This is a genomic window from Bacilli bacterium (assembly GCA_036381315.1).
Taxonomy (GTDB): domain Bacteria; phylum Bacillota; class Bacilli; order Paenibacillales; family KCTC-25726; genus DASVDB01.
This window is the reverse complement of sequence record DASVDB010000166.1, coordinates 1-24,269: the sequence shown is the minus strand read 5'-3', so window position 1 is coordinate 24,269 and position 24,269 is coordinate 1. Positions and strand designations below refer to the sequence as shown.

Below are 24,269 nucleotides of genomic sequence, written 5' to 3'. Positions count from 1 at the left end.
AGCAAATTTGTCAAAGGCGACGCGATCGCCGCGATCGTCATCTTGTTCATCAATCTGTTGGGCGGTTTTGTAATCGGCATGGCCGTGCACGGTTTTGGCTTTGCAGAATCGCTGCAGCGTTTTTCCGTCTTGACGATCGGCGACGGTTTGGTGAGCCAAATTCCGGCGCTTCTGATCTCGACCGCGACCGGCTTGATCGTCACGCGCGCCGCTTCGGAAAATAATTTTGCCGCCGATTTGTCCGGCCAGCTGCTTTCGCATCCAAAGCTGTTGTACATTGTGGCGGGAACAATTTTTATGCTTGGCGTGGCGACGCCGATCGGCTGGCTCGTCACTTTGCCGGTTGCTACGGCCATCGCGATCGGCGGTTACCGCATGCAAAAGAACCTGGCAAAAGAACAGGAGAAAGCGGAAGAGATGGAAGAAGTGCAGCAAATGGCGGAAGTGCGCAGCCCGGAAAGCGTCATCAATTTGCTGCAGGTTGATCCGATTGAATTTGAATTCGGCTACGGTCTTATTCCGCTTGCGGATGCGCAGCAAGGCGGCGATTTGTTGGATCGCGTCATCATGATTCGACGCCAATTGGCGCTGGAATTGGGGCTCGTTGTGCCTGTAATCCGCATTCGCGACAATATTCAACTAAAACCGACGGAATATGTGATAAAAATTAAAGGAAATACGGTGGCGCATGGTGAATTAATACTTAATCACTATATGGCAATGAGTCCCGGGATCGATGACGAGTCCGTTACCGGTATCGCCACCACCGAGCCCGCGTTCGGATTGCCGGCGCTGTGGATCGACGAGGACATGAAGGAACGCGCCGAGCTTTCCGGATACACGGTGGTTGATCCGCCGTCGGTCGTTGCCACCCATCTGACGGAAACCATTCGCAAGCATGCCCACGAGTTGATCGGACGCCAGGAAACGAAGGCGCTGATCGATCACCTGAAGGAATCGTACCCCGCGCTTGTCGAGGAACTGATTCCGGGTGTGTTATCGATTGGCGACGTGCAGAAAGTTTTAAGCAAATTATTGAAAGAGAAAATTTCCATTCGCGACTTGGTCACGATTTTTGAAACGTTGGCGGATTACGGCCAATTGACCAAAGATCCCGACGTATTGACCGAGTATGTCCGGCAATCGTTGTCCCGGCAAATTACCCAGCAGTTTGTCGCTGACGGGGACACGCTGCAAGTGATTACAGTCGGGCCGACGCTGGAGAAAAAAATTGCCGAATCCGTCCAGCAAACGGAACATGGTTCCTATTTGGCGCTCGACCCCGGTTCTTCGCAACTGATTTACCAAAAAGTTGTCGAACAGGTTGGGAAACTCGCCCAGACAGGCGCACAGCCGGTCATTCTCGCGTCGCCGACGATACGCATGTATTTGCGGCAGTTGTTGGAACGTTCGTTGCAGGATATTCCCATCCTTTCGTATAACGAATTGGAGCCAAGCGTTGAAATCCACAGCGTAGGAGTGGTGAATCTGTGAGAGTGAAACGATATGTGGTTGATTCAATGCCCGAGGCACTAAAAAAAATTCGCAGCGACCTTGGCAATGACGCAATTATTCTGAATACGAAAGAATTGCGTTCCGGCGGATTTTTGGGGCTGTTTGCCAAACGCCGAATCGAAGTGATTGCGGCGATGGACAACACCTCTCCCGCGCAGAAACCTCACACTATGCATACGGGAATGCAAGCAACGGCGGTTTTGGAACCGGTCACAACGCTAACGGCCAATCCGGCGGCTGAAGCCAAACAAACGGGCGGCTTGCCCGGGTATGCGCGCGAAACGGAACCTGACCGCAGCGTATCTTCGGCCAAGGACGAGCAAATGCTGCTTGAGTTGCGGCAAATGAAAGAATTGGTCAACAAGCTTGCCGCAGCCGGCATTTATGACAGTTCCGGCTACCCCGCCGCGCTCCTGAAAATGGAAGCGCATCTGAAAGCGCACGATTTCAACCCGCTGTTAATCCAAAGCATTATGCAAAAAGTGATCGGGGACGCGGGAGCGATATCGCCAACTATGACCGAGGCTGAGGCGAACAAACTGTTTCGAAATCAATTGCTTGCACTCTTGCGCAAAAACGGCAAGCAGCCGATTGCCGACGATACGAAGGTGGTGCGGTTTGTCGGCCAGACGGGCGTAGGCAAAACGACCACGATTGCCAAGCTGGCTGCCGAACAAGTGTTGAAGCAGAAACGATCGGTAGGGCTTATCACTTCCGATACATACAGAATCGCGGCCGTGGAACAACTGCGAACGTACGCCAACATTTTAAACATTCCGTTGGAAGTGGTCATGTCTCCGCCGGAGATGCAAAAAGCGTTTCAACGTCTGGAACGTTGTGACATCATTTTTGTCGACACAGCGGGGCGTAATTACCGCAATGAAATGTATGTTTCGGAGTTGAACAGCCTGCTGAAAACAAAAGAAAAAACCGAAACATACCTGGTCGTCAGCCTGACCGCAAAATATAAGGATATTCGCAAAGTTGTGGAAAACTTCAGCCGTTTTGACCTGAACAAACTGTTGTTTACCAAGATGGACGAGACGGAGAGCTACGGCGCCATCTTCAATCTGGTCAGCGAATTCCCGCTGCAACTGTCGTATATCACAAACGGCCAAAATGTTCCCGACGATATTTTTCAAGTAAATGAGGAACAATTGGTGGATATGATTTTGGGGGGAGATGGCAAATGACTGACCAGGCGCAGCAATTGCGCAATCTTGTCAAGGTGAAGAGCGACACCGGCGTGAAAAATACGCGCATCATAACGGTGACAAGCGGCAAAGGCGGCGTGGGGAAGTCCAATTTTACGCTCAACTTCGCGCTTGCTTTGCAATCGCTCGGCTTTCGGACGCTCATTTTCGATGCCGATATCGGTTTTGCCAATATCGATGTGCTGATGGGAATTATGCCCAAATACAATTTGGCCCATTTGCTGAAAAAAGAAAAAACGATCTGGGAGATCATCTACAAAGGCGTAAATGACGTTCAATTCATTTCCGGAGGCTCCGGTTTCAACGACTTGTTTCGTTTATCGGAAGACGAACTGGAGAATTTTACGCGGCAATTAAACGAATTAAGCGGCTATATCGATTTTATCCTGTTTGATACCGGAGCGGGGCTTTCGCGGGAAACGCTGAAATTTATTCTGGCGGCCCAGGAAACGATTGTCGTGACGACGCCGGAACCAACGGCGATTACGGATGCCTACGCGATTATCAAAATGGTTCACGGCCTGAAATACCGGGTGCCGTTTCAGCTGATCGTGAACCGCGTGGCGGATGAAAAGGAAGGCAAGCGCACGGCGGAAAAAATCAGCATGGTAGCAAAGCAATTTTTGGATATCGATATACCGGCGCTTGGATACATTACCGACGATCATCATGTTTCCTCAGCGGTTAAAAAGCAGGTGCCGTTTTATGTCGCTTACCCCGGATGCGAAGCGTCCAGAAAAATGACGGAGCTGGCGTCCGTGTTCATCAGAGGGAAAAGCGCCGTGCGGGAGAATGAACAGGAAAGCGGCGTCAAGGCATTTTTGGGGCGATTATTGCGCTTTAGCAGATAGAGGAATTGTCGCAGCTTAGGGGTGATACGCATTGCACAAACGCTATTCGGTAATGGTCGTGGATGATTCGGCTTTTATGCGCAAAATGATTTCCGATTTGATCAACGAAGACCCGCAATTCACTGTTATTTGCACAGCTTTTAACGGTAAGGACGCTCTCGAAAAACTGCGCTTGCACCGTCCCGATTGCATCACGATGGATATAGAAATGCCGGAAATGGACGGGCTGCAAACGTTAAAACATATCATGCAAAACGACCCGATTCCCGTATTGATGCTGAGCGGCAAGACAGGACCGGGCGCCAAAGCAACCATTCTGGCTTTGGAAGCGGGGGCAATCGATTTTGTGTTAAAACCGTCCGGCGCCATTTCACTGGATATTCATCATATTCGCAAAACGCTAATCGACAAGTTGCATGTCTGCGTGCGCACAAAATTGAAATGGCAGCCGCCAATTACGAACAGCCCCCTTGCCGTATTGAATGCGGAAGCGGCGCCGAAACAAAACAAAAAAATGTTCAGCCAACTTGTTGCGATCGGCACATCGACCGGCGGACCGAAAGCGCTGCAAAACGTTGTTGCCCGCTTGCCGAAAGACTTTCCCGCGCCGATTCTGATTGTGCAGCATATGCCGCCCAACTTCACGCGTTCGTTGGCGCAAAGGCTGGACCAGTTGGCGCAAATTCGCGTAAAGGAAGCCGTTCACGGAGAAGAATTGAAAGCGGGCGTCGCCTATATCGCACCCGGCGGCATGCATATGCGACTTACGAAAAGCGGCGCGAAAACCTATACGATCGCGCTTGGCGACGACGACCCGGTGAACGGGCACCGCCCTTCCGTGGATGAACTGTTTACATCGCTTGTGCCTTATACCGATTTAATTCGCCATGCAATACTGATGACAGGAATGGGGAGTGATGGAGCCAAAGGGATGAAAGCGTTACGTGATTCCGGAGCTGTAACGACGATTGCCGAAGCGGAACAAACGGCAATTGTTTACGGGATGCCCCGGGCGGCAATCGAGTTGCAGTGCGTAACGGATATTGTGCCGTTAGAGTTCATAGCGGCAACGCTTGTTAAAAAAGTCAGCAAGATGGAAAGGCATGACGGCGACTTATAGGAGGTGCTCACGTTTGGGACAAGACCAATATTTATCGATGTTTATCGATGAGGCGAAAGATCATTTGCAAGCGTTAAACGAAAACATGCTTGAGCTCGAAAAGAGACCCGATGATCTGGATATCGTACAGGGCATTTTTCGCTCAGCCCATACTTTGAAAGGCATGTCCGCAACTATGGGCTTTGAGGATCTGGCCTCGTTAACGCACGAGATGGAAAATGTGCTGGACCAGGTGCGCAACCAGAAATGCAAAATGAACGGTTTTATTTTTGATACGCTTTTCAAAAGTCTGGATGCGCTGGAAGCCATGGTGCAGGATATTGTTGCCGGAGGAACCGGCAAGGCGGATGTGCAGGAAATCGTATCATCGCTGCAAGCTATATTCCGCGGGGATACGCCCGTTTCGGCAGCCGAGCCCGGCAAAGAGGCAAACTCCGACATGTCCCTTGACCAATATCAGTATTCCGTATTGCAGCAATCGCTCGATACGGGGCATAAGGTGTTTTTCATCCGAGTGGCTGTGCGGGACGACTGCGTTTTGAAAGCGGCGCGCGCATACATGGTCTTTAATGTGCTCGAGACAAACGGCGAAATTGTCAAATCGTTTCCAACCGTAGAAGATATCGAGCAGGAAAAATTTGAAAAGATTTTCTCCGTTTATTACATATCGAAGTTGTCCGAAGAAGCCCTGCAGCGAATGATTATGCATATTTCCGAAATCGAGTCGTGCGAAGTCGCATCGCTCGATCACGAGAAATTGAAACAACTCGCCAGCGTGAAGGCTGAGCAGGCTGCCGGGCAATCCGCTTCCGGCAATGACGGCCATCGGGGCGTCGCGGATTCCCACCCGAATCAGGCGAGACAAAATGTGCACGTCAACCGGACGATTCGTGTCGATATCGAGCGGCTGGACACATTAATGAATTTGTTTAGCGAGCTGTTGATCGACAGGGTGCGGATGGAGTCGTTGGCGGCGGAAATCCGGCGCAACGATTTGACGGAAACCGTGGAGCATATGGCCAGAATCAGCACCGATCTGCAAAATATCGTCCTGAAACTGCGCATGGTTCCGGTGGATACGGTATTCAACCGGTTCCCCCGGATGATTCGCGATTTGGCCAAATCGCTGGATAAAAAAGTGGAGTTGGTCATTACCGGCGCAGATACGGAATTGGACAGAACCGTTATCGATGAGATCGGCGACCCGTTGGTCCATCTGTTGCGCAACGCGCTGGACCACGGCATTGAGGCGCCGGCGGACAGAATGAAAGCGGGAAAACCGGAAACCGGAACGATATATTTGCGCGCATTCCATAGCGGAAATCACGTATTTATCGAAATCGAAGAAGACGGCAGAGGCATCAACCGCGACAAAGTGTTGAAAACGGCGCTGAAAAAAGGGATTGTAACCCAGGAAGACGCCAAAAAAATGTCGGACGACGACGTTTATCAGTTGCTGTTCGCATCGGGTTTCAGCACCGCGGAAAAAATCTCCGACATTTCCGGCAGAGGCGTAGGCCTTGACGTCGTGAAAAACAAAATCACTTCCTTGGGAGGCAGCGTTACGGTTGAATCGCAAGCCGGCAAGGGCACCAAATTTTCCGTGCAATTGCCGCTTACGTTGTCGATTATTTCCGCCATGCTGGTTAAGGCGGGCGCCGAAACGTTTGCGATCCCGCTTACTTCCATTGTGGAAACCAACATCGTCCAAACCGAACAAATCAAAATCGTGCAAGGCAGACGCATGGTCGATTTTCGCGACAGCATCATACCGCTTGTGCAGTTGGCGGAGTTGTTCGAATGCCCCGGCGCGGCGAACGAAGAAAAATCGGAGTGGGAAGCGATCGTCATTCGCAAAGGCGAAAAATACGTCACATTGCTGGTCGATACGTTGGTCGGCCAGCAGGAGATCGTGCTGAAGACGCTGGGCAATTATTTAAAGAAAGTGTTTGCCGTTTCGGGCGCAACGATTTTGGGTGACGGCCGTGTCGCTTTAATTATTGATCCGAACGCAATTATCAAGTAGGTTGCGAGATTACAAGGAGGTTTGATCCATGGCTGAAGAATTGAAAGTGATTGTGTTTAAGCTTGGTGAAGAAGAATACGGCGTTGAAGTGGAAAATGTCCGCACGATCGAACGGATGATGCCGTTAACGCGTGTGCCGAAAACGCCGAAGTTCGTCAAAGGTGTCATCAATTTGCGCGGCGTAGTTGTTCCGGTAATCGATCTGCGCGAACGGTTCGGCCTTGCGCCCAGCGAGCCGACCAACAATACCCGGCTGATCATCGTTGCGGTCGGGAATATCGAAGTCGGCCTGATAGTCGATTCTGCCAATGACGTAGTGGATTTGGACGCGGATAAAATTGCCGATCCGCCCGAAGTGGTGGGCGGCATCAAAGCCAAATATTTGCGCGGCGTCGCCAGAATCGGGGATGAACGGCTGTTGGTGATGCTCAATCTGCAAGAAGTGCTGAACAAAAATGAGATTATTCAATTAGAAGCGATTGAGGAGTAGCCGAGTGAAACCATTGCACCATTTTGGGGATTTCCAACTGGATGTGTTAAGGGAAGTCGGCAATATCGGCGCCGGGAACGCTGCGACCGCATTGGCGAAACTATTGAACAAGCCGGTGGATATGCGGGTTCCGAATGTAAAAATATTGCCGTTTGCCGAAATCGCCAATTCCATCGGCGGCGCAGAGATGGTCGTAATCGCCATTTTCATGCGGGTAGAGGGCGATGCGCCGGGGAATATGTTTTTCATTTTGCGCGAACAATCGGCCAAGCGATTGCTGCGCAATTTTGTCGGCATCGGCAGTGACGGTTCCGACGGTTTTTCGGAGATGGAACTGTCCGCGCTATCCGAAATCGCCAATATTCTCGTCGGTTCGTATTTATCATCGTTGGGCGACTTCACCAAACTCTATTTGTCGCCGACGGTTCCGGCGTTGGCGATTGATATGGCGGGCGCCATTTTGAATTTCGGGCTGATCCAGTTCGGAGAAATGGGAGACCATGCGCTGTTGATAGACACGCAATTTTTTGAAGATAAAGATGAAGTCGAAGGGCATTTCTTCTTTATACCGGATCCGGAAGCTTTTCGCAGATTGTTTACCGCATTGGGAGTGCCTTTCGAATGATGGAAGCGCATTTGGTTAAAGTTGGCATGGCCGATCTTAAGGTTACAAATGACGCGTTTGGCGTTTTGAAAACGATGGGTCTCGGTTCTTGCGTGGGGATAGCCATCTATGACCGGCAAAAGAAAATCGCCGGATTGGCCCATGTGATGCTTCCCCATTCCGGCATTATGCGCCATCAGGTGATGAATGTCGCCAAATACGCGGATACAGCCATCCCGGAAATGATCGGCCAAATGGTCGCGCTGGGCGCATCCGTCGCCCGGATGGAAGCGAAAATCGCCGGTGGCGCACAAATGTTTCAATTTATCACGCAAAGCGAATCCATGAAAATCGGTTCGCGGAACATCGAAATGTGCAAAGAAATGCTGTTGCGTTTCCGAATCAATGTCGTAGCGGAAGATACCGGGGGAAATTACGGGCGGACGGTGGAATTCGCCAATGCCACCGGCATCATGACGATACGGACCGCACTAAACGGAGTGAAGGAATTATAACCGTGACAGGAAAATGGAAATGGAAATGGAAATGGAAATGGAATTTGCTGGTTTCGATCATCCCGTTTTTGCTTACGCTGTTCGCTTCGTTGGCGAATAAAAATACGCTGTTAACATCCATAATTCGCAGTTTTTACAGTTACGCTGTTGTTTTTCTTTTCGTCACATTGGTTCGTTGGGGGCTTGCCGCATTGTTGGCCAAAACGGTGAAACAACCTGAATCGGAAGTGAATCTCGTAACGCCCGACGATCCGGAACTGCTGGAATTGCTCAAGCCTGAAAAGCAAGATCAAGCGGAATTTGAGCCGTTGTCACCCAAAAAACTCGTCTCAACCGAAAAGTGGGACGCCCAAGTTTTGGCTGATGCGGTGCGAAGCTTGACGGACGAAGAAGAAAAATGAAGGATGATGTCCCGTGCTGGAGCGTAAAAAAGCGGAACTTCCACACTTCGCGCTTTGGGAAAAATATAAAACGGAAGGCGACCGGGAAGCGGGCAAAAAGTTGGTGGAATGTTACCTCCATCTGGTCGAATTGGTGACGAACCGCTTATCCATCGGATTGCCGAAAAATGTTTCCAAAGAAGATTTGACCAGCTATGGCGTCATTGGTTTGATTGATGCCATTAACAAATTTGATCATAACCGCGGCCTGCAGTTTGAAACCTATGCTTCGTGGCGTATTCGCGGCGCCATTATCGATTCCTTGCGCAAAGGGGACTGGGTCCCGCGTTCCGTTCGGGAAAAAGCCAAAAAAATCGAAGAAGCCTATCAAAAATTGGAACAAACCTATCTGCGTTCTGTTACCGACGAGGAAGTGTGCGCATATCTGAACATTTCTGCGAGCGAATTCAACCAAATCCTGCAGGAAATCTCCATTACGACCATTTGCTCGTTGGAAGATCCGCTTAAAGAAGACGACAGCGAAACAAGGCTGTCCGTCCTGATTGATGAATCGGCGAAAGATCCGGAAATCAAAGTAAAGGAAACGTACCTGAAGGAATGTTTGGCGAAGGCAATCGATCATCTGACGGAAAAGGAACGTACCGTCGTTTCCCTTTTTTACTATGAGGAATTGTCGCTTTCCGAAATCGCGAAAGTGATGCGTCTGTCGCCGTCGCGCATATCGCAGCTTCATTCCAAAGCAATCGTGCGTTTGCGGGGAGCGTTGGCGTTAAACAAGCGGCAACTGATGCAAGACTACTAATTTACACGGTAGTATGATAAGGTATAATTAAGCTATAGAACCAGCATCCTTTCAGCCTTTAGGGGGATTCGGGCATGGCCAACGATCAAATGCAGGTTCCAATCGAGCATTTTATTAACGTTGTGTTATCGGATGACAAAATCAATGCGTATTTGCATTTTAACAACCCGCCGGAAAACTTCCAATGCACCTTGGCGCAATTGGACGATTTGCTGCGCAAAAATCGTGTTACGTACGGCATTCAATACGATGTGTTGGCGGACATGGTGAAAGATCCGAAAAAATACATATATACACAAGTATGCGTCGCGATTGGAGATGCTCCGAGAAACGGCAAAGACGGTTATGTCCGATATTTGTTCAACAATGACGGAATCACGCGCAAGCCGCTGGTATTGGAAGACGGGACCGTTGATTATAAAGAAGTCGCGTCGCTCAACAATGTGCGCAAAGGGCAATTAATTGCGGAAAAAGCGCCGCCGGAAGAAGGCACGCACGGCAAAGCGGTGACCGGCGAGCTGATCTATGCGAAAGCCGGCAAAGAAGCGCGTTTCAAATTAGGCAAAAATGTCGTCACCGATGCGGAACAAAAGGGAATCTATGCGGCAATCGACGGGCTTGTCACGATGACTGACCGGGACAAGATCAACGTCTTTCCGGTCTACGAAGTGAACGGCGACGTCGACTACAACATCGGAAATATCGACTTCGTCGGCAATGTTGTCGTTCGCGGCAATGTGCTGAACGGGTTTAAAATAAAAGCCGATGGCGATATTCGCGTAATCGGCGGCGTTGAAGGCGCGGAATTGTTTGCCGGCGGCAACATTGAAATTACCGCAGGCGTTTTGGGACGCGGCAAAGGATACATCAAAGCGGGAAAAAATGTGAAAATATCATTTGTGCAGGAAGGAAATATCGAAGCCAAAGAAGATGTCATCGTAACGCAAAGCATTATGCATTCGTTGGTCCGGGCCGGCCGGAACGTGATTTGCAAAGGCAATAAAGGATTGATCGTCGGCGGCACGATTCAGGCGGGGGAAAAGGTGACGGCGAGGACGATCGGCAACAACATGTCCACAGTCACTTCCATCGAGGTTGGCGTACTCCCGGAATTGCGCAATGAATTGGCTGATCTGCGCGGCACGGTCAAGGAACTGGCGGAAAATTTGGATAAAACCAACAAGGCGTTGGCGTTGCTTGACCAATTGGCTTTGGCCGGGCAGCTCTCCGAGGATAAAAAGGCGCTGCGCACCAGGCTAAGCAATACGAAACGCCAGCAGCTTGACGAATTGCAGAATTGCAAAGACAGAATGCTGGAAATTGAAAAATCGCTGGAGGATACTTCAAAAGCGATCGTCGAAGTCGGTTCGACCATTTATGGCGGGGCGAGAGTGACCATCGGCAGATATACCCGGTATGTCAAGGATGCGACCATGCGGGTTACGTTCAAAATGGTCGATGGAGAAATCGTCATGCAATCGTAGCCGAGGGGCAAGTTGAGGGGTGAGTGGCTTGACACTCAAATCAATCGATATGCAGGTGGCCTTCTTGCGGCAAAGTGACGCGAGCAACCTTCAGCAGCAAATGACGAACAAGCCGTTGTGGGATCAGGACGGCTTGGCGGCGGGGGAAATCAGGCATACGGATGAATTGCGGACGAAAAGCGCCAAACTGGAAGCAAAAGAAGATCCGCAAATCAACGATCATTCGCGTCACGGCGGCGGCAGTCGGCAAGAAAGCCGGAAGAAAAACGGCGCGAACGGGAAAAAGGAAAACCGTTCCGAACATCCCTATAAAGGAAAGCACATTGATCTTTCCCTGTAGTTTTTGGTGTCCATTCTCAATAGTAAGGTGGTTGGCGCGAGTTGTCCTGGCAGCTTACAATATTGCTTGCAGCCTTCATATTAGCGGCTGGTTATTATTTTGCGCGGCGCAAGTCGGCGCGCAATTCCAAACAACTGTTGAACGGAATGGAAGATACGCTCATTCAATTTACCCAGGAACTGGAAGAGGACAATATCCGGTTGCTGCGTGAATTTGCCGATATGAAAACGGAATTGGAAAATCGTCTGCACCATTTGGCCGGGCGCGTTGAATTGTTGGAAAAGCAAGTGACCGAATGCTTGCAGGCTCCGCTCAAGTTGCGCGCGGAAACAGCAGGTCATAGCCCCCGACAGGCGACGGCGGAAGTCGCCACACTTCAGTTAAGCCAGCCTGATACTTCCGCGGCTTTGGAGCAGGATGCCGGGAATCATTCCGCGGATGCGCGGCAAAATATGAAAGAACGGTATAAAAACTTGTTTGCCCTGCGTCAATCCGGCAAATCGATCGAGCAAATCGCCAAGAAACTCGGAATCAACAAAGGGGAAGTCGAACTCATCATTAAACTCGCCAAGCAGGAAGAGCAATTTCGTTTTTAGCCGCAAGTTTGCATATTTCCGTGTCAACCCAATGGCGGGCATGGCCTCTGGGCAGGCGGGCGGCCGTTTGCGTTTCGGTTTGGTTGAAGTTCGTGCTTATGGGTTCGCGCGAGTGCGGAAATGGCGATCAAGCTTTGACTTACCCTGACTTAAAATAAAATGTATAGACCGCGAGTTTCCTTGTTTGCCTTTGCGTGGCTGCGCGCTCTTGCAACGGATATGCGGTTATGGTATAGTAATTGACGGTGTAAATACACACGCCGGTTGATTTCGGCAGTGGTGCTTACATGCTAAGTGCTGCCGGAAAATGAAACGGGCGGAGGAACATAACAAAACCAGGAGGTGAGTGAAGATGGCGGTTATCTCCATGAAACAGCTTTTGGAAGCGGGGGTTCATTTCGGTCACCAGACGCGCCGGTGGAACCCGAAAATGGAAAAATACATCTTCACGGAAAGAAACGGAATTTACATTATTGACCTGCAAAAAACGGTCAAAAAGGTTGAAGAAGCCTATAATTTCGTCAAATCGGTAGCGGAACGGGGCGGATCCATCCTGTTTGTCGGCACCAAAAAACAGGCGCAAGACTCGGTTGCCGAAGAAGCGGCGCGTTGCGGAATGTTTTATGTGAACCAGAGATGGTTGGGCGGCACGCTGACAAACTTCCAGACGATTCAAAAGCGGATTGAACGCTTGCATGAGTTGGAGCGTATGGAAGAGGACGGGACGTTCGCCGTATTGCCGAAAAAAGAAGTCATTTTGCTGAATAAGGAAAAAGCGCGTCTGGAGAAATTTTTGGGCGGCATCAAAGGGATGAAGGGCTTGCCTGACGCGATCTTTGTCATTGACCCGCGCAAAGAACGGATTGCCGTAGCGGAAGCGAAAAAGCTGGGAATACCGCTGGTTGGGATTGTCGATACCAACTGCGATCCGGATGAAATCGACTATATTATTCCCGGAAACGACGATGCGATTCGCGCAGTCAGACTGTTGACCGGTAAAATGGCGGATGCCGTTATTGAGGCGCATCAAGGGGAGCAAACCACAGCTTAATGCAGTTTTGCCAAAACGGGATGTCAGCGAAAGGGTGGCTTGAAGGTTGCGTAACCTGTCGCCACCCTTTTTTTAGAGCCGAAAAATATCAAATCGATACCGCTATCCTTTGCATGAACCGGGTGGGATAGTTGTAGGGAGGAGCAAAATCATAATGGCAGTTACAGCAAGTATGGTAAAAGAATTGCGGGAAAAAACCGGCGCCGGCATGCTCGATTGCAAAAACGCGCTGGAAGAGGCGAATGGCGATCTTGAGAAAGCTTCCGAGATCTTGCGGAAGAAAGGCTTGTCCGCCGCCGCGAAAAAAGCGGGGCGCATTGCCAGCGAAGGAATGGTTGAATCTTACATCCACGCCGGCGGGAAAATCGGCGTTCTTGTGGAAGTAAACTGCGAAACGGATTTTGTCGCCATAACGGAATCGTTCCGCAGCTTTGTCAAGGATATCGCGATGCAAATTGCCGCATCCAGCCCGCGCTATGTTAGCCGGGAAGAAGTCGCCGCCGCCGACCTGGAGAAAGAGAAAGAAATCTTGCGCGCCCAAGCGTTGCAAGAAGGAAAACCTGCGCATATCGTCGAGAAGATGGTGGAAGGGCGTCTGGGCAAATTTTATGAAGAGTTCTGTTTGCTGGAGCAACCGTTTATCAAAGACCCGGACAAGAAAGTATCCGATCTGCTGAACGAGAAAATTGCGCAAATCGGCGAAAATATTACGATCAGACGCTTCGTCCGCTTCCAATTGGGCGAAGGGCTGGAGAAGAAACAGGACAATTTCGTGGAAGAAGTAATGGCGCAAACCAAACGACCATAAAAAACCGACTATTGCCGGAACACCATTCGTGTTCCTTCTTTTTTAACGCACCATAGGTGCGGTTACAAGCGTTTTGATCGGAGGACAAAACAGGATGGAACAACCCAAATATCGGCGTGTCGTGCTGAAACTTAGCGGGGAAGCGTTGTCTGGCGGAAAGGGATACGGCATCGATGCGGAGACAATCGCGTCGATTGCCGGTCAAGTGAAGGCTGTCGTTGCATTAAATGTCCAGGTTGCCATCGTCGTTGGCGGAGGCAACATTTGGCGCGGCATTTCCGGGAGCGCCAAAGGCATGGACAGGGCGACCGCGGACTACATGGGGATGCTGGCCACCGTGATGAATTCGCTTGCCTTGCAGGATTCCCTGGAAAAAATCGGCGTGCCCACCCGCGTGCAAACTTCTATCGAAATGCAGCAAATCGCCGAACCGTACATTCGCAGAAGAGCCATTCGCCATCTGGAAAAAGGCAGAGTCGTCATTTTTGCCGCCGGAACCGGCAATCCGTATTTCTCAACGGATACGACAGCGGCGTTGCGCGCCGCGGAAATTGAAGCCGAAGTCATCCTGATGGCGAAAAATAAAGTTGACGGCGTATATTCCGCCGATCCGTTTAAAGACGCCAAAGCGCAAAAATTTGAGACGCTCACTTATATGGATGTATTGAATAAAAATCTTGGCGTGATGGATTCGACCGCATCATCGCTTTGCATGGATAACGACATTCCGTTGATCGTATTTTCAATTACGGATAATGGAAATATCAAGCGCGCCGTATTAGGCGAAAAAATCGGCACTACGGTGAAAGGGAGCGTTGAATGATGCCAAACGCGATCATCAAACAAGCGGAAGAACGAATGGAAAAAGCGCTGCAAGCGCTAAAAAAAGAACTGTCATCTTTGCGGGCGGGCCGGGCGAATCCCGCCTTGCTTGACCGGGTCCATGTCGATTACTACGGTACGCCTACGCCCATTAACCAATTGGCGACAATCGGCACGCCCGACCCGCGCACGTTGACGATTCAACCGTGGGATAAATCCGCCCTGGGCGATATCGAAAAAGCGATCCTCAAATCCGATCTTGGCTTAACGCCGTCCAATGACGGCAGCTTAATCCGCATCAGTCTTCCGATGCTGACGGCGGAAAGGCGCGCCGAACTGGTCAAATTGACGAAAAAGCTCGGAGAGGAAGCAAAGGTGGCGATCCGCAACATTCGCCGCGACGCCAACGACGACATCAAAAAACTGGAGAAAACAACGATATCCGAAGATGAGTCGCGCCGGCATCAAGAGGATATCCAGAAGAAAACCGACAAATATATATTGGAAGTGGATAAAACGTTGGCGCAAAAAGAAAAAGAAATTATGGAAGTGTAAGTTCCGCGAGCAGCAGCATGGCATCGCTCTTAAGTGTTCCTTATTGGGGGAGAAGGAATGGGACAATTTTGGACCAAATTCGGCAAAGCCAAAGAGCATGGCAGCATCCCGGCGGCGATTGACCGCAATCACATTCCGCAACATGTCGCCATCATTATGGACGGCAACGGAAGATGGGCGCAGAAGCGCGGCCTGCCGCGCATAGCCGGTCATCACAACGGCATGAAAACAATCAAGAAAGTCACGATTGCCGCCAACGATCTGGGTGTGAAAGTGCTTACTTTGTTTGCTTTTTCCACCGAAAACTGGAAACGCCCCAAAGACGAAGTCGATTTTTTGATGAAACTCCCGCAGGAATTTTTGTTAATCGAACTGGATGAGCTAATCGCGAAAAATGTGCAAATCCGGATGATGGGGTGGAAAGAAGAACTGCCCCCGCACACGTTATCAGCCGTCGAAGAGGCGATTAAACGTACAGCTCACAATACCGGTCTGATTCTGAATTTTGCTCTGAACTATGGTAGCCGCAGGGAATTGGTCGAAAGTATGAAAGGTTTGGCGATTGCGGTGAAGAATGGCCGGCTGGATCCGGCGGATATCACGGAAGAGACGATTAACCACTACTTGCAAACGGATGAATTGAGCGATCCGGATCTGATCATTCGTACCAGCGGAGAACAGCGCATCAGCAATTTTATGCTGTGGCAGGCCGCCTATTCGGAGCTTTGGTTTACGGATGTTTATTGGCCGGAATTCACCGAGCAGGAATTTTACCAAGCGATCATGGACTATCAAAGCCGCTGCAGAAGATTTGGCGGATTGTAGTTTGCAGCCTGTCGCTATTGGAGGAGTAGAGTTTGAAAGAGCGAATTTTGACCGGTATGTTGGCTGGAATCGGATTTTTGGCGCTCTTATGTTGGGGCGGAAACTTGTTTTCCGCTCTTCTTGTCGTTATGGCGCTTGTTAGCTTTTATGAATTTTTGCGCATTTATGATTTCAAGCCCGCTTCGCCGGAAGCTGTGCTCGGATTTCTCATTGTGCTTGCGTACACGGTGCCATGGCAGGCAATTTCCGGCCTTCCGCCTGTTTCCATGGAAAAACTGTTGTGGCTTGCGTTTGCCGCGATTTTGCTTTTGCCGGTGATGACGAAAAATAAAGTCAATTTGCCCCGCGCGTCGCTCATATTTACCGGCACTGTTTACATAGGCTTTGGATTTCATTATATGGTCGCGACCCGGGCGCTTGACGACGGGCTGTTTTGGTCGCTGCTAATGTTTGTTTGCATTTGGGCGACCGACTCGGGGGCTTATTTTACCGGATGGGCGATCGGCAAACATTTGTTGTGGCCTGCAATCAGCCCCAAAAAAACGGTTGAAGGCGCCTTGGGCGGTCTGGCGCTGTCCGTCGCCGCGGCGATCGGCTTTTCCCTTTACGCGCCGCAGTTGTTGAGTTTGTCTCATGCCGTATCGCTGGGCATATTGATTTCGCTGTTCAGCCAATTCGGCGATTTCGTCGAATCCGCGCTAAAGCGCGCGCAAAACGTGAAAGACTCCGGCGCCATTTTACCCGGACACGGCGGCGTGCTGGACCGCGTGGACAGCTGGCTGTTCGTCTTTCCGCTCGTTCACGCCATATCCGCAATCGGCTTTTTATAATATGATCTGAAGCGCAAGTGGAGGTTCATATGCGAAACGCAGCGAAACGCATCGCGATATTGGGTTCCACCGGCTCGATCGGCACACAAGCATTGGAAGTTATTTCCCGGTATCCGGAACGCTTTGCCGTGGAAGGGTTGGCCGCCGGCCGCAATACTGCCCTTCTCGCTGAACAAATCAAGCGGTTTTCTCCGAAAAAGGTGGCGGTTGCCGACAAATGGGCGGCGGACGAACTGCGGACCATGATTTCCCCATCGGTGCAAGTATATTACGGCGCCGCGGGCTTGGTGGAAGTCGCCGCCGGAACGAACGCCGATTTCGTCATCGCCGCGCTGGTCGGCAGCCTTGGTTTGGAGTCCGCGCTCGCGGCAATCCGCGCAGGCAAGCATATCGGGCTGGCCAATAAAGAGACGTTGGTCTGCGCCGGCCATCTTGTCACCGAATTTGCCGCCCGGCATCAGGTGATGCTGCTGCCGATCGACAGTGAACATTCGGCCATCTTTCAATGCTTAAACGGCGAACGCCGCTCGTGTATCAGGCGCATCATCCTGACCGCATCCGGCGGAGCGTTTCGCGACAAAACGCGGGAACAACTCAAGCACGCCAAAGTTGCGGACGCGCTGCGCCATCCCAATTGGTCGATGGGCGCAAAAGTGACGATCGATTCGGCGACTATGGCGAATAAGGGCCTGGAAGTCATGGAAGCGCACTGGCTGTTTTCTCTTCCATACGAGCAAATCGACGTGCTCATGCACCCGGAAAGCATCGTCCACTCGCTGGTTGAATTTGCCGACACCAGCGTCGTTGCGCAATTGGGCGTTCCCGATATGCGCTTGCCGATCCAGTATGCGCTCTCCTACCCGGATCGCTTCCCCGCATCGGTCAAGCGCCTTGACTTGGCCAAACTGGGCGCACTGCATTTTTACGAGCCCGATTTCAAACGCTATCCCTGTTTGCATATGGCCTATATTTGCGGGAAAACAGGCGGGACGATGCCGGCCGTCTACAATGCGGCCAACGAAGTTGCCGTGCAACGTTTCTTGGCAGGCGAAATAAGCTTTTTGCATATCGAAGCGGTAATCGAAAAGACGCTGGAGCGGCATAGGGCCAAGCCTGCGCCGGATCTTGCGGAAATTTTGGCGGCGGACCATTGGGCCCGGACCGTTGCGGCAAAAGTATAACACTTTTATATATTAAATATTTATCGCGTTAATCAGTTGCGAGTCATAACCTTGTATCTTGCTTGCGTATCATGTAATCTATATTGAGAACAAATTGTTCTGCATTCAGGTTGCGCTGCAGAAATATAAAGGGAGCGGGATTGCCATGTTTACGCCGCAAGTGATTTTTCTTACAGTCCTGGTATTTTTCCTGCTTGTTGGCATACACGAATTCGGCCACTTCTATTTTGCCAAACGCGCCAACATTTTGGCGCGGGAATTTGCCATCGGCTTTGGTCCGAAACTGTTTTCGTTCAAGCGCGGGGAAACGCGGTATACGCTGCGGCTTCTGCCTTTGGGCGGTTTCGTCCGGATGGCTGGCGAAGACCCCGAGGTTGTCCAGGTGCAGCCCGGGCATCGCGTGGCGCTTGAGCTTAAAGACGGACAAGTGACAAAGATTTATCTGGACCGCCTCGACACGCGGGCAAACGCCATTATCGGCGTCGTCGACCGGCTTGATCTGGAACGGGAACTTACGATCACGTTGGGCGAACAGGACGCATCCCGCACATTTCCGGTGCATCCGCAAGCCGAAATCGTCGGAAACGGAATGGAGACGCAAATCGCGCCGATTGATCGGCAGTTTCCTTATAAAACGGTCGGGCAGCGGGCGATGACCATCTTTGCCGGCCCGATGATGAATTTTGTGCTGGCGTTTTTGTTGTTTATCGCGTTTACATTGCTTACCGGCATACCGGAACATATCCAAATCGGCGGCGTCATGAAGGGATCGGCCGCGGAAGCGGCGCACTTGCAACCCGGCGACATCGTGCTTTCCGTCAACCATGAAACGATCGGCGCCGATTATGAAAAATTTACCGGGTTGATTGCGCAATCCGCGAATCAGGCCATGATTTGGCAAATCCGCCGCGGCGGGCAAACGCAAACGGTGGAAGTGACGCCGCGCCTGATGGACGGGCAAGTGCTCGCCGGCGTGAATATCAGCTTTCAATCGCGCCGCGCCACGTTGGCCGAAACGATCAGCGAAGCCGGCAAGTCGATGGCGTTTTTTACCGGGGAAATTTTTAACGGGCTGAAAAAGCTTGTGACGTTGCAGGTTAAGATGGACGATTTGGGCGGAATGGTGCGGATGGCGCAGGTGACCGGACAAATCGCCAGCCAGGGCTTTGCCTCGTTGGTAAAATGGACGGCGCTTTTGAGTTTGTACCTCGGCATCTTTAATCTGCTCCCGTTTCCGGCGCTGGATGGCAGCCGACTTGTGTTTATCGGACTGGAAGGTTTGCGCGGCAAGCCGATCGATCCGGCGAAAGAGAGCATGGTGCATTTTATCGGTTTTGCCATGCTGATGTTGTTGATGATTGTCGTAACTTATAACGATATTTTGCGTTTATTTAAAGGATAAGCAAATCGCAGGAGGCTGTTATGTCGAAAGATCGCCAATTCGTCAAAGAAATTACCCCGCAAAGCGAAGATTTTTCCCGCTGGTACATCGATGTGATCAAGAAGGCGGACTTGATGGATTATTCTCCGGTGAAAGGCTGCATCGTCTTCAAACCGGAAGGATACGAGCTTTGGGAATTGTGCCAGCAGGAACTGAACGCGAAGTTCAAAGAAACCGGGCATCGGAACGCCTATTTTCCGCTGTTTATACCGGAAAGCTTTTTTCAAAAGGAAAAAGAGCACGTTGAAGGGTTTAATCCCGAGCTGCCATGGGTAACGGAAGCGGGCGGCGAAAAGCTGGAAGAAAAACTGGCGATCAGGCCCACTTCCGAAACCATGATCGGATATATGTATGCGAAGTGGATTAATTCCTACCGCGATCTGCCGTTATTGATCAACCAGTGGGCCAACGTCGTGCGCTGGGAAAAGCGGACGCTGCCGTTTTTGCGCACCAGCGAATTTTTATGGCAGGAAGGGCATACGGCGCACGAAACGGAAGAAGACGCGCGGCAGGAAACGATGCGCATGCTGGAAGTGTACCGCGAATTTGTCGAAGGATTTCTCGCCATTCCGGTCATCGTCGGGCAAAAAACGCCCTCGGAAAAATTTGCCGGAGCGGTCGACACGTACTCCATCGAAGCGATGATGAAAGACGGCCGGGCGGTGCAAGCCGGCACTTCGCACTATTTGGGGCAGAACTTTGCGCAAGCGTTTGACATCAAATATTTGGACCGCAACAATACGCATCAATTTGTGTACACGACCTCCTGGGGCGTCAGCACTCGGCTTATCGGCGCGCTCATTATGGTGCACGGCGACGACCGAGGGCTTTCCTTGCCGCCCAAAGTCGCGCCGACGCAGGTGATGGTCATTCCGATCGGCCCGGCCAAAACGTGGGAACCGGTCGTAACGAAGGCGCGCGAACTGGTTGGCGATTTGCGAAAGGCGGGCGTGCGCGTGCGCATCGATGACAATCCGGAGCAGTCTCCGGGATGGAAATTTAACGAATATGAGATGCGCGGGATTCCGCTGCGCATGGAGCTGGGTCCGCGGGATATGGAAAAAGGACAAGCCGTGCTGGTTGCCCGGGCAACAGGCGAAAAACGCATCGTGGCGCAGGAAAATCTGGTTGCAGAAGTGCAAACGATGCTGGCTGGGATTCAGCAGACCATGTATGATCGGGCGAAAGCGTTTATGGAAAGCCATTTTTACGCGGTTGATACGCTGGATGACATGAAGCGGCAACTGGAGCAAAACCGCGGCTTCTTTTTGGCCGGCTGGTGCGGCTCGGAGGCGTGCGAACACCAGGCCAAGATCGAAACGGGGGCAACAAGCCGCAACATTCCGTTTGAGGTTCGCGAACATAAGAGCAAGTGCCTCGTTTGCGAAGAAGCGGCCAAACATACGGTTGTGTTCGCGCGGGCGTACTGATTCGCCTTGCGCCGGGCTCGTAAGGCCAACAAATTGTCATGATGGGCAAAAGAACGGAGGAGAGTGCGGTTGGGCAATTTGGCGGAAAAGCGAAACCGTTTTGAGATGCTCATGCGGCAGGCCGAAATACCGGCTGATATCGCTCAATCCTTTTTTGCCGAAGGCTATATCGACAAAGTCATATGCAGCAGGCAAAACCGGAAATGGACATTGGCCATTCGGAAAGAAACGCTCATTCCCAAACAGATCTATATAACGTTTTGTAAACTGATCCAGGAGAAATTTGCGCATATTGCCCAAATTTCTTTTGTTATTGCCTATGCCGAGGAAGTGGCGAGCGGCGATATTATCATGGAATATTGGCCGCTTATGGTTGCCTGGGCCGAGCGGGAAATCCCGTCGATCAACGGTTGGCTTGGCAAAGCGAAGTTGGACTGTACGAACAACAGGCTGCGGGTCGAACTGCTGGATGAAAATATCGTGGAATTTGCGCGGAAAAAAAATATTGCGGCCGTCATCCGCCGGTTCTATCAGCAATATTTCGCGCGGGAAATCCGCGTTGAATTGTGCGCGGGCGCGGAGAATGCCGGGCAAATTGCCGAATTTACCAAACTGATCGAACAGGAGGAGCGGTCTGCGGCGATCGACGCGTTGTCGAAACAAGCGGAACAAAGCGAACCATCCGGCGGCAATCGCGCCGTCATGCTGGGCTTAACCATTCGGGACGACGCCGTGCCGCTCATGGACATACAGGAAGAGGAGAAAAAAATTACGATCCAGGGCGCCGTGTTCGGATTTGAACAAAAAGAATTGCGCTCGGGCAATAAACTGTTTCAATTCCATGTGACCGATTTCACCGACTCGCTGTCCGTCAAATGCTTTCCGCGCAGCAAAGACGACGCCAAGGCGCTCGAGGCGATCGAAAACGGCAAATGGTTGAAACTTCGCGGAAAAATTGAGTATGACCGGTTTTTGTCGCCGCCGGAGCTGGTCATGATTCCTAACGATATTAACGAAATAACCGCGCCGCCGGAGCGAACGGATGAAGCGGCGGAAAAACGCGTGGAATTTCATTTGCACACCACGATGAGCGCGATGGATGCCGTAACCCCTGTCGACGAATATATCAAAACGGCGGCGAAATGGGGGCACAAAGCGATCGCCATCACCGACCACGGCGTTGTGCAAGCTTTTCCCGACGCCAATAAGGCGGCGAAGAAATACGGAATCAAGGTGCTGTACGGTCTGGAAGCAAATGTGGTCAACGACGCCGTGCCGATTGTGCTAAACGCGATCCCGGCCAAGTTGGATGAAGCCGTGTATGTCGTGTTCGACGTGGAAACGACCGGGCTGTCGGTTACCGCCTGCAACCTGATCGAAATTGCCGGCGTGAAGATGCAGGGGGGCAAAATCATTGACCGCTTTGCCAGCTTTGTCAATCCGCATGAAAAAATTCCCCGCCATATTTCGCAATTAACGCACATAACGGACGAAATGGTGGCGGACGCTCCCGACGCCGCGACCGTCGTGCCCGATTTTTTAACGTTTGTCGGGGACGCGGTGCTTGTCGCCCATAACGCCCGTTTCGATATCGGGTTCATGCAGGAATATTGCCGCAGATTGTCTCTTTCACCCATTGCCAATGCGGTGCTGGATACGCTCGAATTGGCGCGATTGCTGTTGCCGACGTTGAAAAATCACCGTTTGAATACGCTTGCCGAACGTTTCAAGGTGGAATTGAAAAGCCATCACCGCGCCATCGACGACGCCGAGGCGCTGGGGCATGTGTTGTTCCATCTGATCAAGGAGGCGCAGGGCAAAGGCATCCATGATCTCGAACGGTTAAACGACTATGTCGGCAAAGACATAACAAACGCCCGCCCGTTTCACTGCTGCATTTACGCGCTGAACGCCGCCGGCAAGAAAAATTTGTACAAGCTCGTTTCCGCTTCGCATACCGAATACTTCCGCAAAGTTCCGTGCATCCCGAAAAGTGTTTTGGCGCAAATGCGCGACGGACTTTTGATCAGTTCCGGCTGCGACAAAGGCGAATTGTTCGAAACGGTGCTGAACAAGTCGCCGGAGGAAGCGGAAGCGGTGGCGGAATTTTACGATGTGCTGGAGATTCAGCCGCCGTCTTTGTATCTGCATTTGGTGGACAAAGGTTTGGTCGCCGGCGTACCCGCCTTGGAAGCGGCGGTGCGCAACATTGTGCGAATCGGCAAAAAACTTGACAAGCCGGTCATTGCCACCGGAAACGTGCATTATTTGCACCCGCGCGACAAAATTGCCCGCGATATTACCATTTTCGGCATTACCGGCTTTCACCCGCTGAAAGAACAGCGAAAGCCCGACGTGCATTTGCGCACAACGGAAGAAATGTTGGCGGAATTCAAGTTCCTGGGCGAGGAGACCGCTTATGAAGTTGTTGTAAAGGCAACCGGCGAATTGGCCGACCGGTTCGAGACGTTCGAGATGTTTCCGACCAAAGGCGGACCGACGGATAACGGCCTGTTTTCGCCGATTATCGCCGGCGCCGACGAGGAAATCCGCAGCAAATGCTATGAAGCCGCCGGCCAATTGTACGGCGACCCGCTGCCCGAGATTGTCTTAGCCCGCCTGGAAAAAGAATTGGCGCCGATTATCAAATACGGCTTTTCCGCCAATTATCTGATTTCCGAACGGCTGGTCAAAAAATCCAACGCCGACGGTTATCTGGTCGGTTCACGCGGCTCGGTTGGTTCGTCGCTCGTCGCCACGCTTTTGGGCATTTCGGAAGTGAACCCGCTGCCGCCGCATTATGTTTGCCGCAATTGCCGCTTTAGCGAATGGTTTGCCGACGGAAGCGTGCCGAGCGGCTTTGATTTGCCCGATAAAGATTGCCCGCGTTGCAAAACCAGGATGAAGGGCGACGGACAGGACATTCCCTTTGAGACGTTCCTGGGCTTTAAAGGCGACAAGGTGCCCGATATTGATTTGAATTTTTCCGGCGAATACCAGCCGATTGCGCATCAATACACGAAAGTTTTGTTTGGCGAAAAAAACGTTTTTCGCGCCGGAACGATCGGCACCGTGGCGGAAAAAACCGCATTCGGCTTTGTCAAAAAATACGAAGAGGAGCACATGAAAAAATGGCGGAGTGCCGAAGTTGTGCGCCTGGCAAACGGATGTACGGGCGTTAAGCGCAGCACAGGACAGCATCCCGGCGGCATTGTGGTCGTTCCCGATTATATTGACGTGGAAGATATTACGCCGGTGCAATATCCGGCGGACGACACATCGTCGGAGTGGCGGACGACCCATTTCGACTATCACGCGTTTGACTCCAATTTGCTGAAACTGGATATTCTCGGACACGATGACCCGAC

At 51.5% G+C, this 24,269-nt stretch carries 23 protein-coding genes; all 23 read left to right on the top strand.

All coding sequences use genetic code 11. The features are described from left to right. Nucleotides 1-1,494 (top strand): flagellar biosynthesis protein FlhA (locus VF260_12360; protein ID HEX7057971.1); only part of this gene is annotated, 1,494 nt, incomplete at its 5' end. Continuing rightward, nucleotides 1,491-2,708: a flagellar biosynthesis protein FlhF gene (flhF, locus tag VF260_12355; GenBank protein HEX7057970.1), complete on the top strand. Its 1,218-nt coding sequence runs from the start codon at nt 1,491-1,493 to the stop codon at nt 2,706-2,708. The genes VF260_12360 and flhF, both read left to right, overlap by 4 nt. Further along, nucleotides 2,705-3,580, top strand: a complete 876-nt coding sequence (locus tag VF260_12350; GenBank protein ID HEX7057969.1) for a MinD/ParA family protein — start codon at nt 2,705-2,707, stop codon at nt 3,578-3,580. Before flhF ends, VF260_12350 begins: the two co-directional genes overlap by 4 nt. Before the next feature lie 31 nt (nt 3,581-3,611). After that, nucleotides 3,612-4,700 (top strand): chemotaxis response regulator protein-glutamate methylesterase, encoded by a 1,089-nt coding sequence (locus tag VF260_12345; protein ID HEX7057968.1) that lies wholly within the window; start codon nt 3,612-3,614, stop codon nt 4,698-4,700. Between the two features lie 13 nt (nt 4,701-4,713). Next, a complete protein-coding gene (locus VF260_12340; protein ID HEX7057967.1) occupies nt 4,714-6,726 on the top strand; it encodes a chemotaxis protein CheA in 2,013 nt (670 codons plus the stop codon). Nucleotides 6,727-6,754: 28 nt separating this feature from the next. Next, complete coding sequence (locus VF260_12335) at nt 6,755-7,216, top strand: chemotaxis protein CheW (GenBank protein HEX7057966.1); 462 nt, start codon at nt 6,755-6,757, stop codon at nt 7,214-7,216. A gap of 4 nt (nt 7,217-7,220) precedes the next feature. Beyond that, complete coding sequence (locus VF260_12330; GenBank protein ID HEX7057965.1) at nt 7,221-7,841, top strand: chemotaxis protein CheC; 621 nt, start codon at nt 7,221-7,223, stop codon at nt 7,839-7,841. Further along, nucleotides 7,838-8,335, top strand: a complete 498-nt coding sequence (locus VF260_12325) for a chemotaxis protein CheD (GenBank protein ID HEX7057964.1) — start codon at nt 7,838-7,840, stop codon at nt 8,333-8,335. Before VF260_12330 ends, VF260_12325 begins: the two co-directional genes overlap by 4 nt. 2 nt (nt 8,336-8,337) lie before the next feature. Next, nucleotides 8,338-8,736, top strand: coding sequence for a hypothetical protein (locus VF260_12320; protein HEX7057963.1), 399 nt, complete (start codon nt 8,338-8,340; stop codon nt 8,734-8,736). 16 nt (nt 8,737-8,752) lie between these two features. Continuing rightward, nucleotides 8,753-9,538: a FliA/WhiG family RNA polymerase sigma factor gene (locus VF260_12315; protein HEX7057962.1), complete on the top strand. Its 786-nt coding sequence runs from the start codon at nt 8,753-8,755 to the stop codon at nt 9,536-9,538. A 74-nt stretch (nt 9,539-9,612) separates the two neighbouring features. Further along, complete coding sequence (locus VF260_12310; GenBank protein HEX7057961.1) at nt 9,613-11,022, top strand: FapA family protein; 1,410 nt, start codon at nt 9,613-9,615, stop codon at nt 11,020-11,022. Between the two features lie 28 nt (nt 11,023-11,050). After that, a complete protein-coding gene (locus tag VF260_12305; GenBank protein HEX7057960.1) occupies nt 11,051-11,362 on the top strand; it encodes a hypothetical protein in 312 nt (103 codons plus the stop codon). 41 nt (nt 11,363-11,403) lie between these two features. Next, nucleotides 11,404-11,958, top strand: a complete 555-nt coding sequence (locus tag VF260_12300; GenBank protein ID HEX7057959.1) for a hypothetical protein — start codon at nt 11,404-11,406, stop codon at nt 11,956-11,958. Nucleotides 11,959-12,310: 352 nt separating this feature from the next. Beyond that, a complete protein-coding gene (gene rpsB, locus VF260_12295) occupies nt 12,311-13,009 on the top strand; it encodes a 30S ribosomal protein S2 (protein ID HEX7057958.1) in 699 nt (232 codons plus the stop codon). Between the two features lie 154 nt (nt 13,010-13,163). After that, nucleotides 13,164-13,817, top strand: coding sequence for a translation elongation factor Ts (gene tsf / locus VF260_12290; GenBank protein HEX7057957.1), 654 nt, complete (start codon nt 13,164-13,166; stop codon nt 13,815-13,817). Nucleotides 13,818-13,911: 94 nt separating this feature from the next. Further along, nucleotides 13,912-14,640 carry a UMP kinase gene (pyrH, locus tag VF260_12285; GenBank protein HEX7057956.1) on the top strand — a complete coding sequence of 243 codons (729 nt, stop codon included), beginning with the start codon at nt 13,912-13,914 and terminating at the stop codon, nt 14,638-14,640. Beyond that, nucleotides 14,640-15,194 carry a ribosome recycling factor gene (gene frr, locus VF260_12280; protein HEX7057955.1) on the top strand — a complete coding sequence of 185 codons (555 nt, stop codon included), beginning with the start codon at nt 14,640-14,642 and terminating at the stop codon, nt 15,192-15,194. Before pyrH ends, frr begins: the two co-directional genes overlap by 1 nt. A gap of 57 nt (nt 15,195-15,251) precedes the next feature. Next, entirely contained in the window at nt 15,252-16,019 is a 768-nt protein-coding gene (locus VF260_12275) for an isoprenyl transferase (GenBank protein ID HEX7057954.1), read from the top strand. A gap of 32 nt (nt 16,020-16,051) precedes the next feature. Continuing rightward, nucleotides 16,052-16,849: a phosphatidate cytidylyltransferase gene (locus VF260_12270; protein ID HEX7057953.1), complete on the top strand. Its 798-nt coding sequence runs from the start codon at nt 16,052-16,054 to the stop codon at nt 16,847-16,849. 29 nt (nt 16,850-16,878) lie between these two features. Further along, on the top strand, nt 16,879-18,030 hold the full coding sequence (locus tag VF260_12265; GenBank protein ID HEX7057952.1) for a 1-deoxy-D-xylulose-5-phosphate reductoisomerase: 1,152 nt from the start codon (nt 16,879-16,881) through the stop codon (nt 18,028-18,030). Between the two features lie 145 nt (nt 18,031-18,175). Continuing rightward, nucleotides 18,176-19,432 carry an RIP metalloprotease RseP gene (rseP, locus tag VF260_12260; GenBank protein ID HEX7057951.1) on the top strand — a complete coding sequence of 419 codons (1,257 nt, stop codon included), beginning with the start codon at nt 18,176-18,178 and terminating at the stop codon, nt 19,430-19,432. Between the two features lie 20 nt (nt 19,433-19,452). Next, a complete protein-coding gene (gene proS, locus VF260_12255) occupies nt 19,453-20,901 on the top strand; it encodes a proline--tRNA ligase (GenBank protein HEX7057950.1) in 1,449 nt (482 codons plus the stop codon). A 69-nt stretch (nt 20,902-20,970) separates the two neighbouring features. After that, nucleotides 20,971-24,269, top strand: a 3,299-nt coding sequence (locus VF260_12250; protein HEX7057949.1) for a PolC-type DNA polymerase III, incomplete at its 3' end; no start/stop codon positions are given.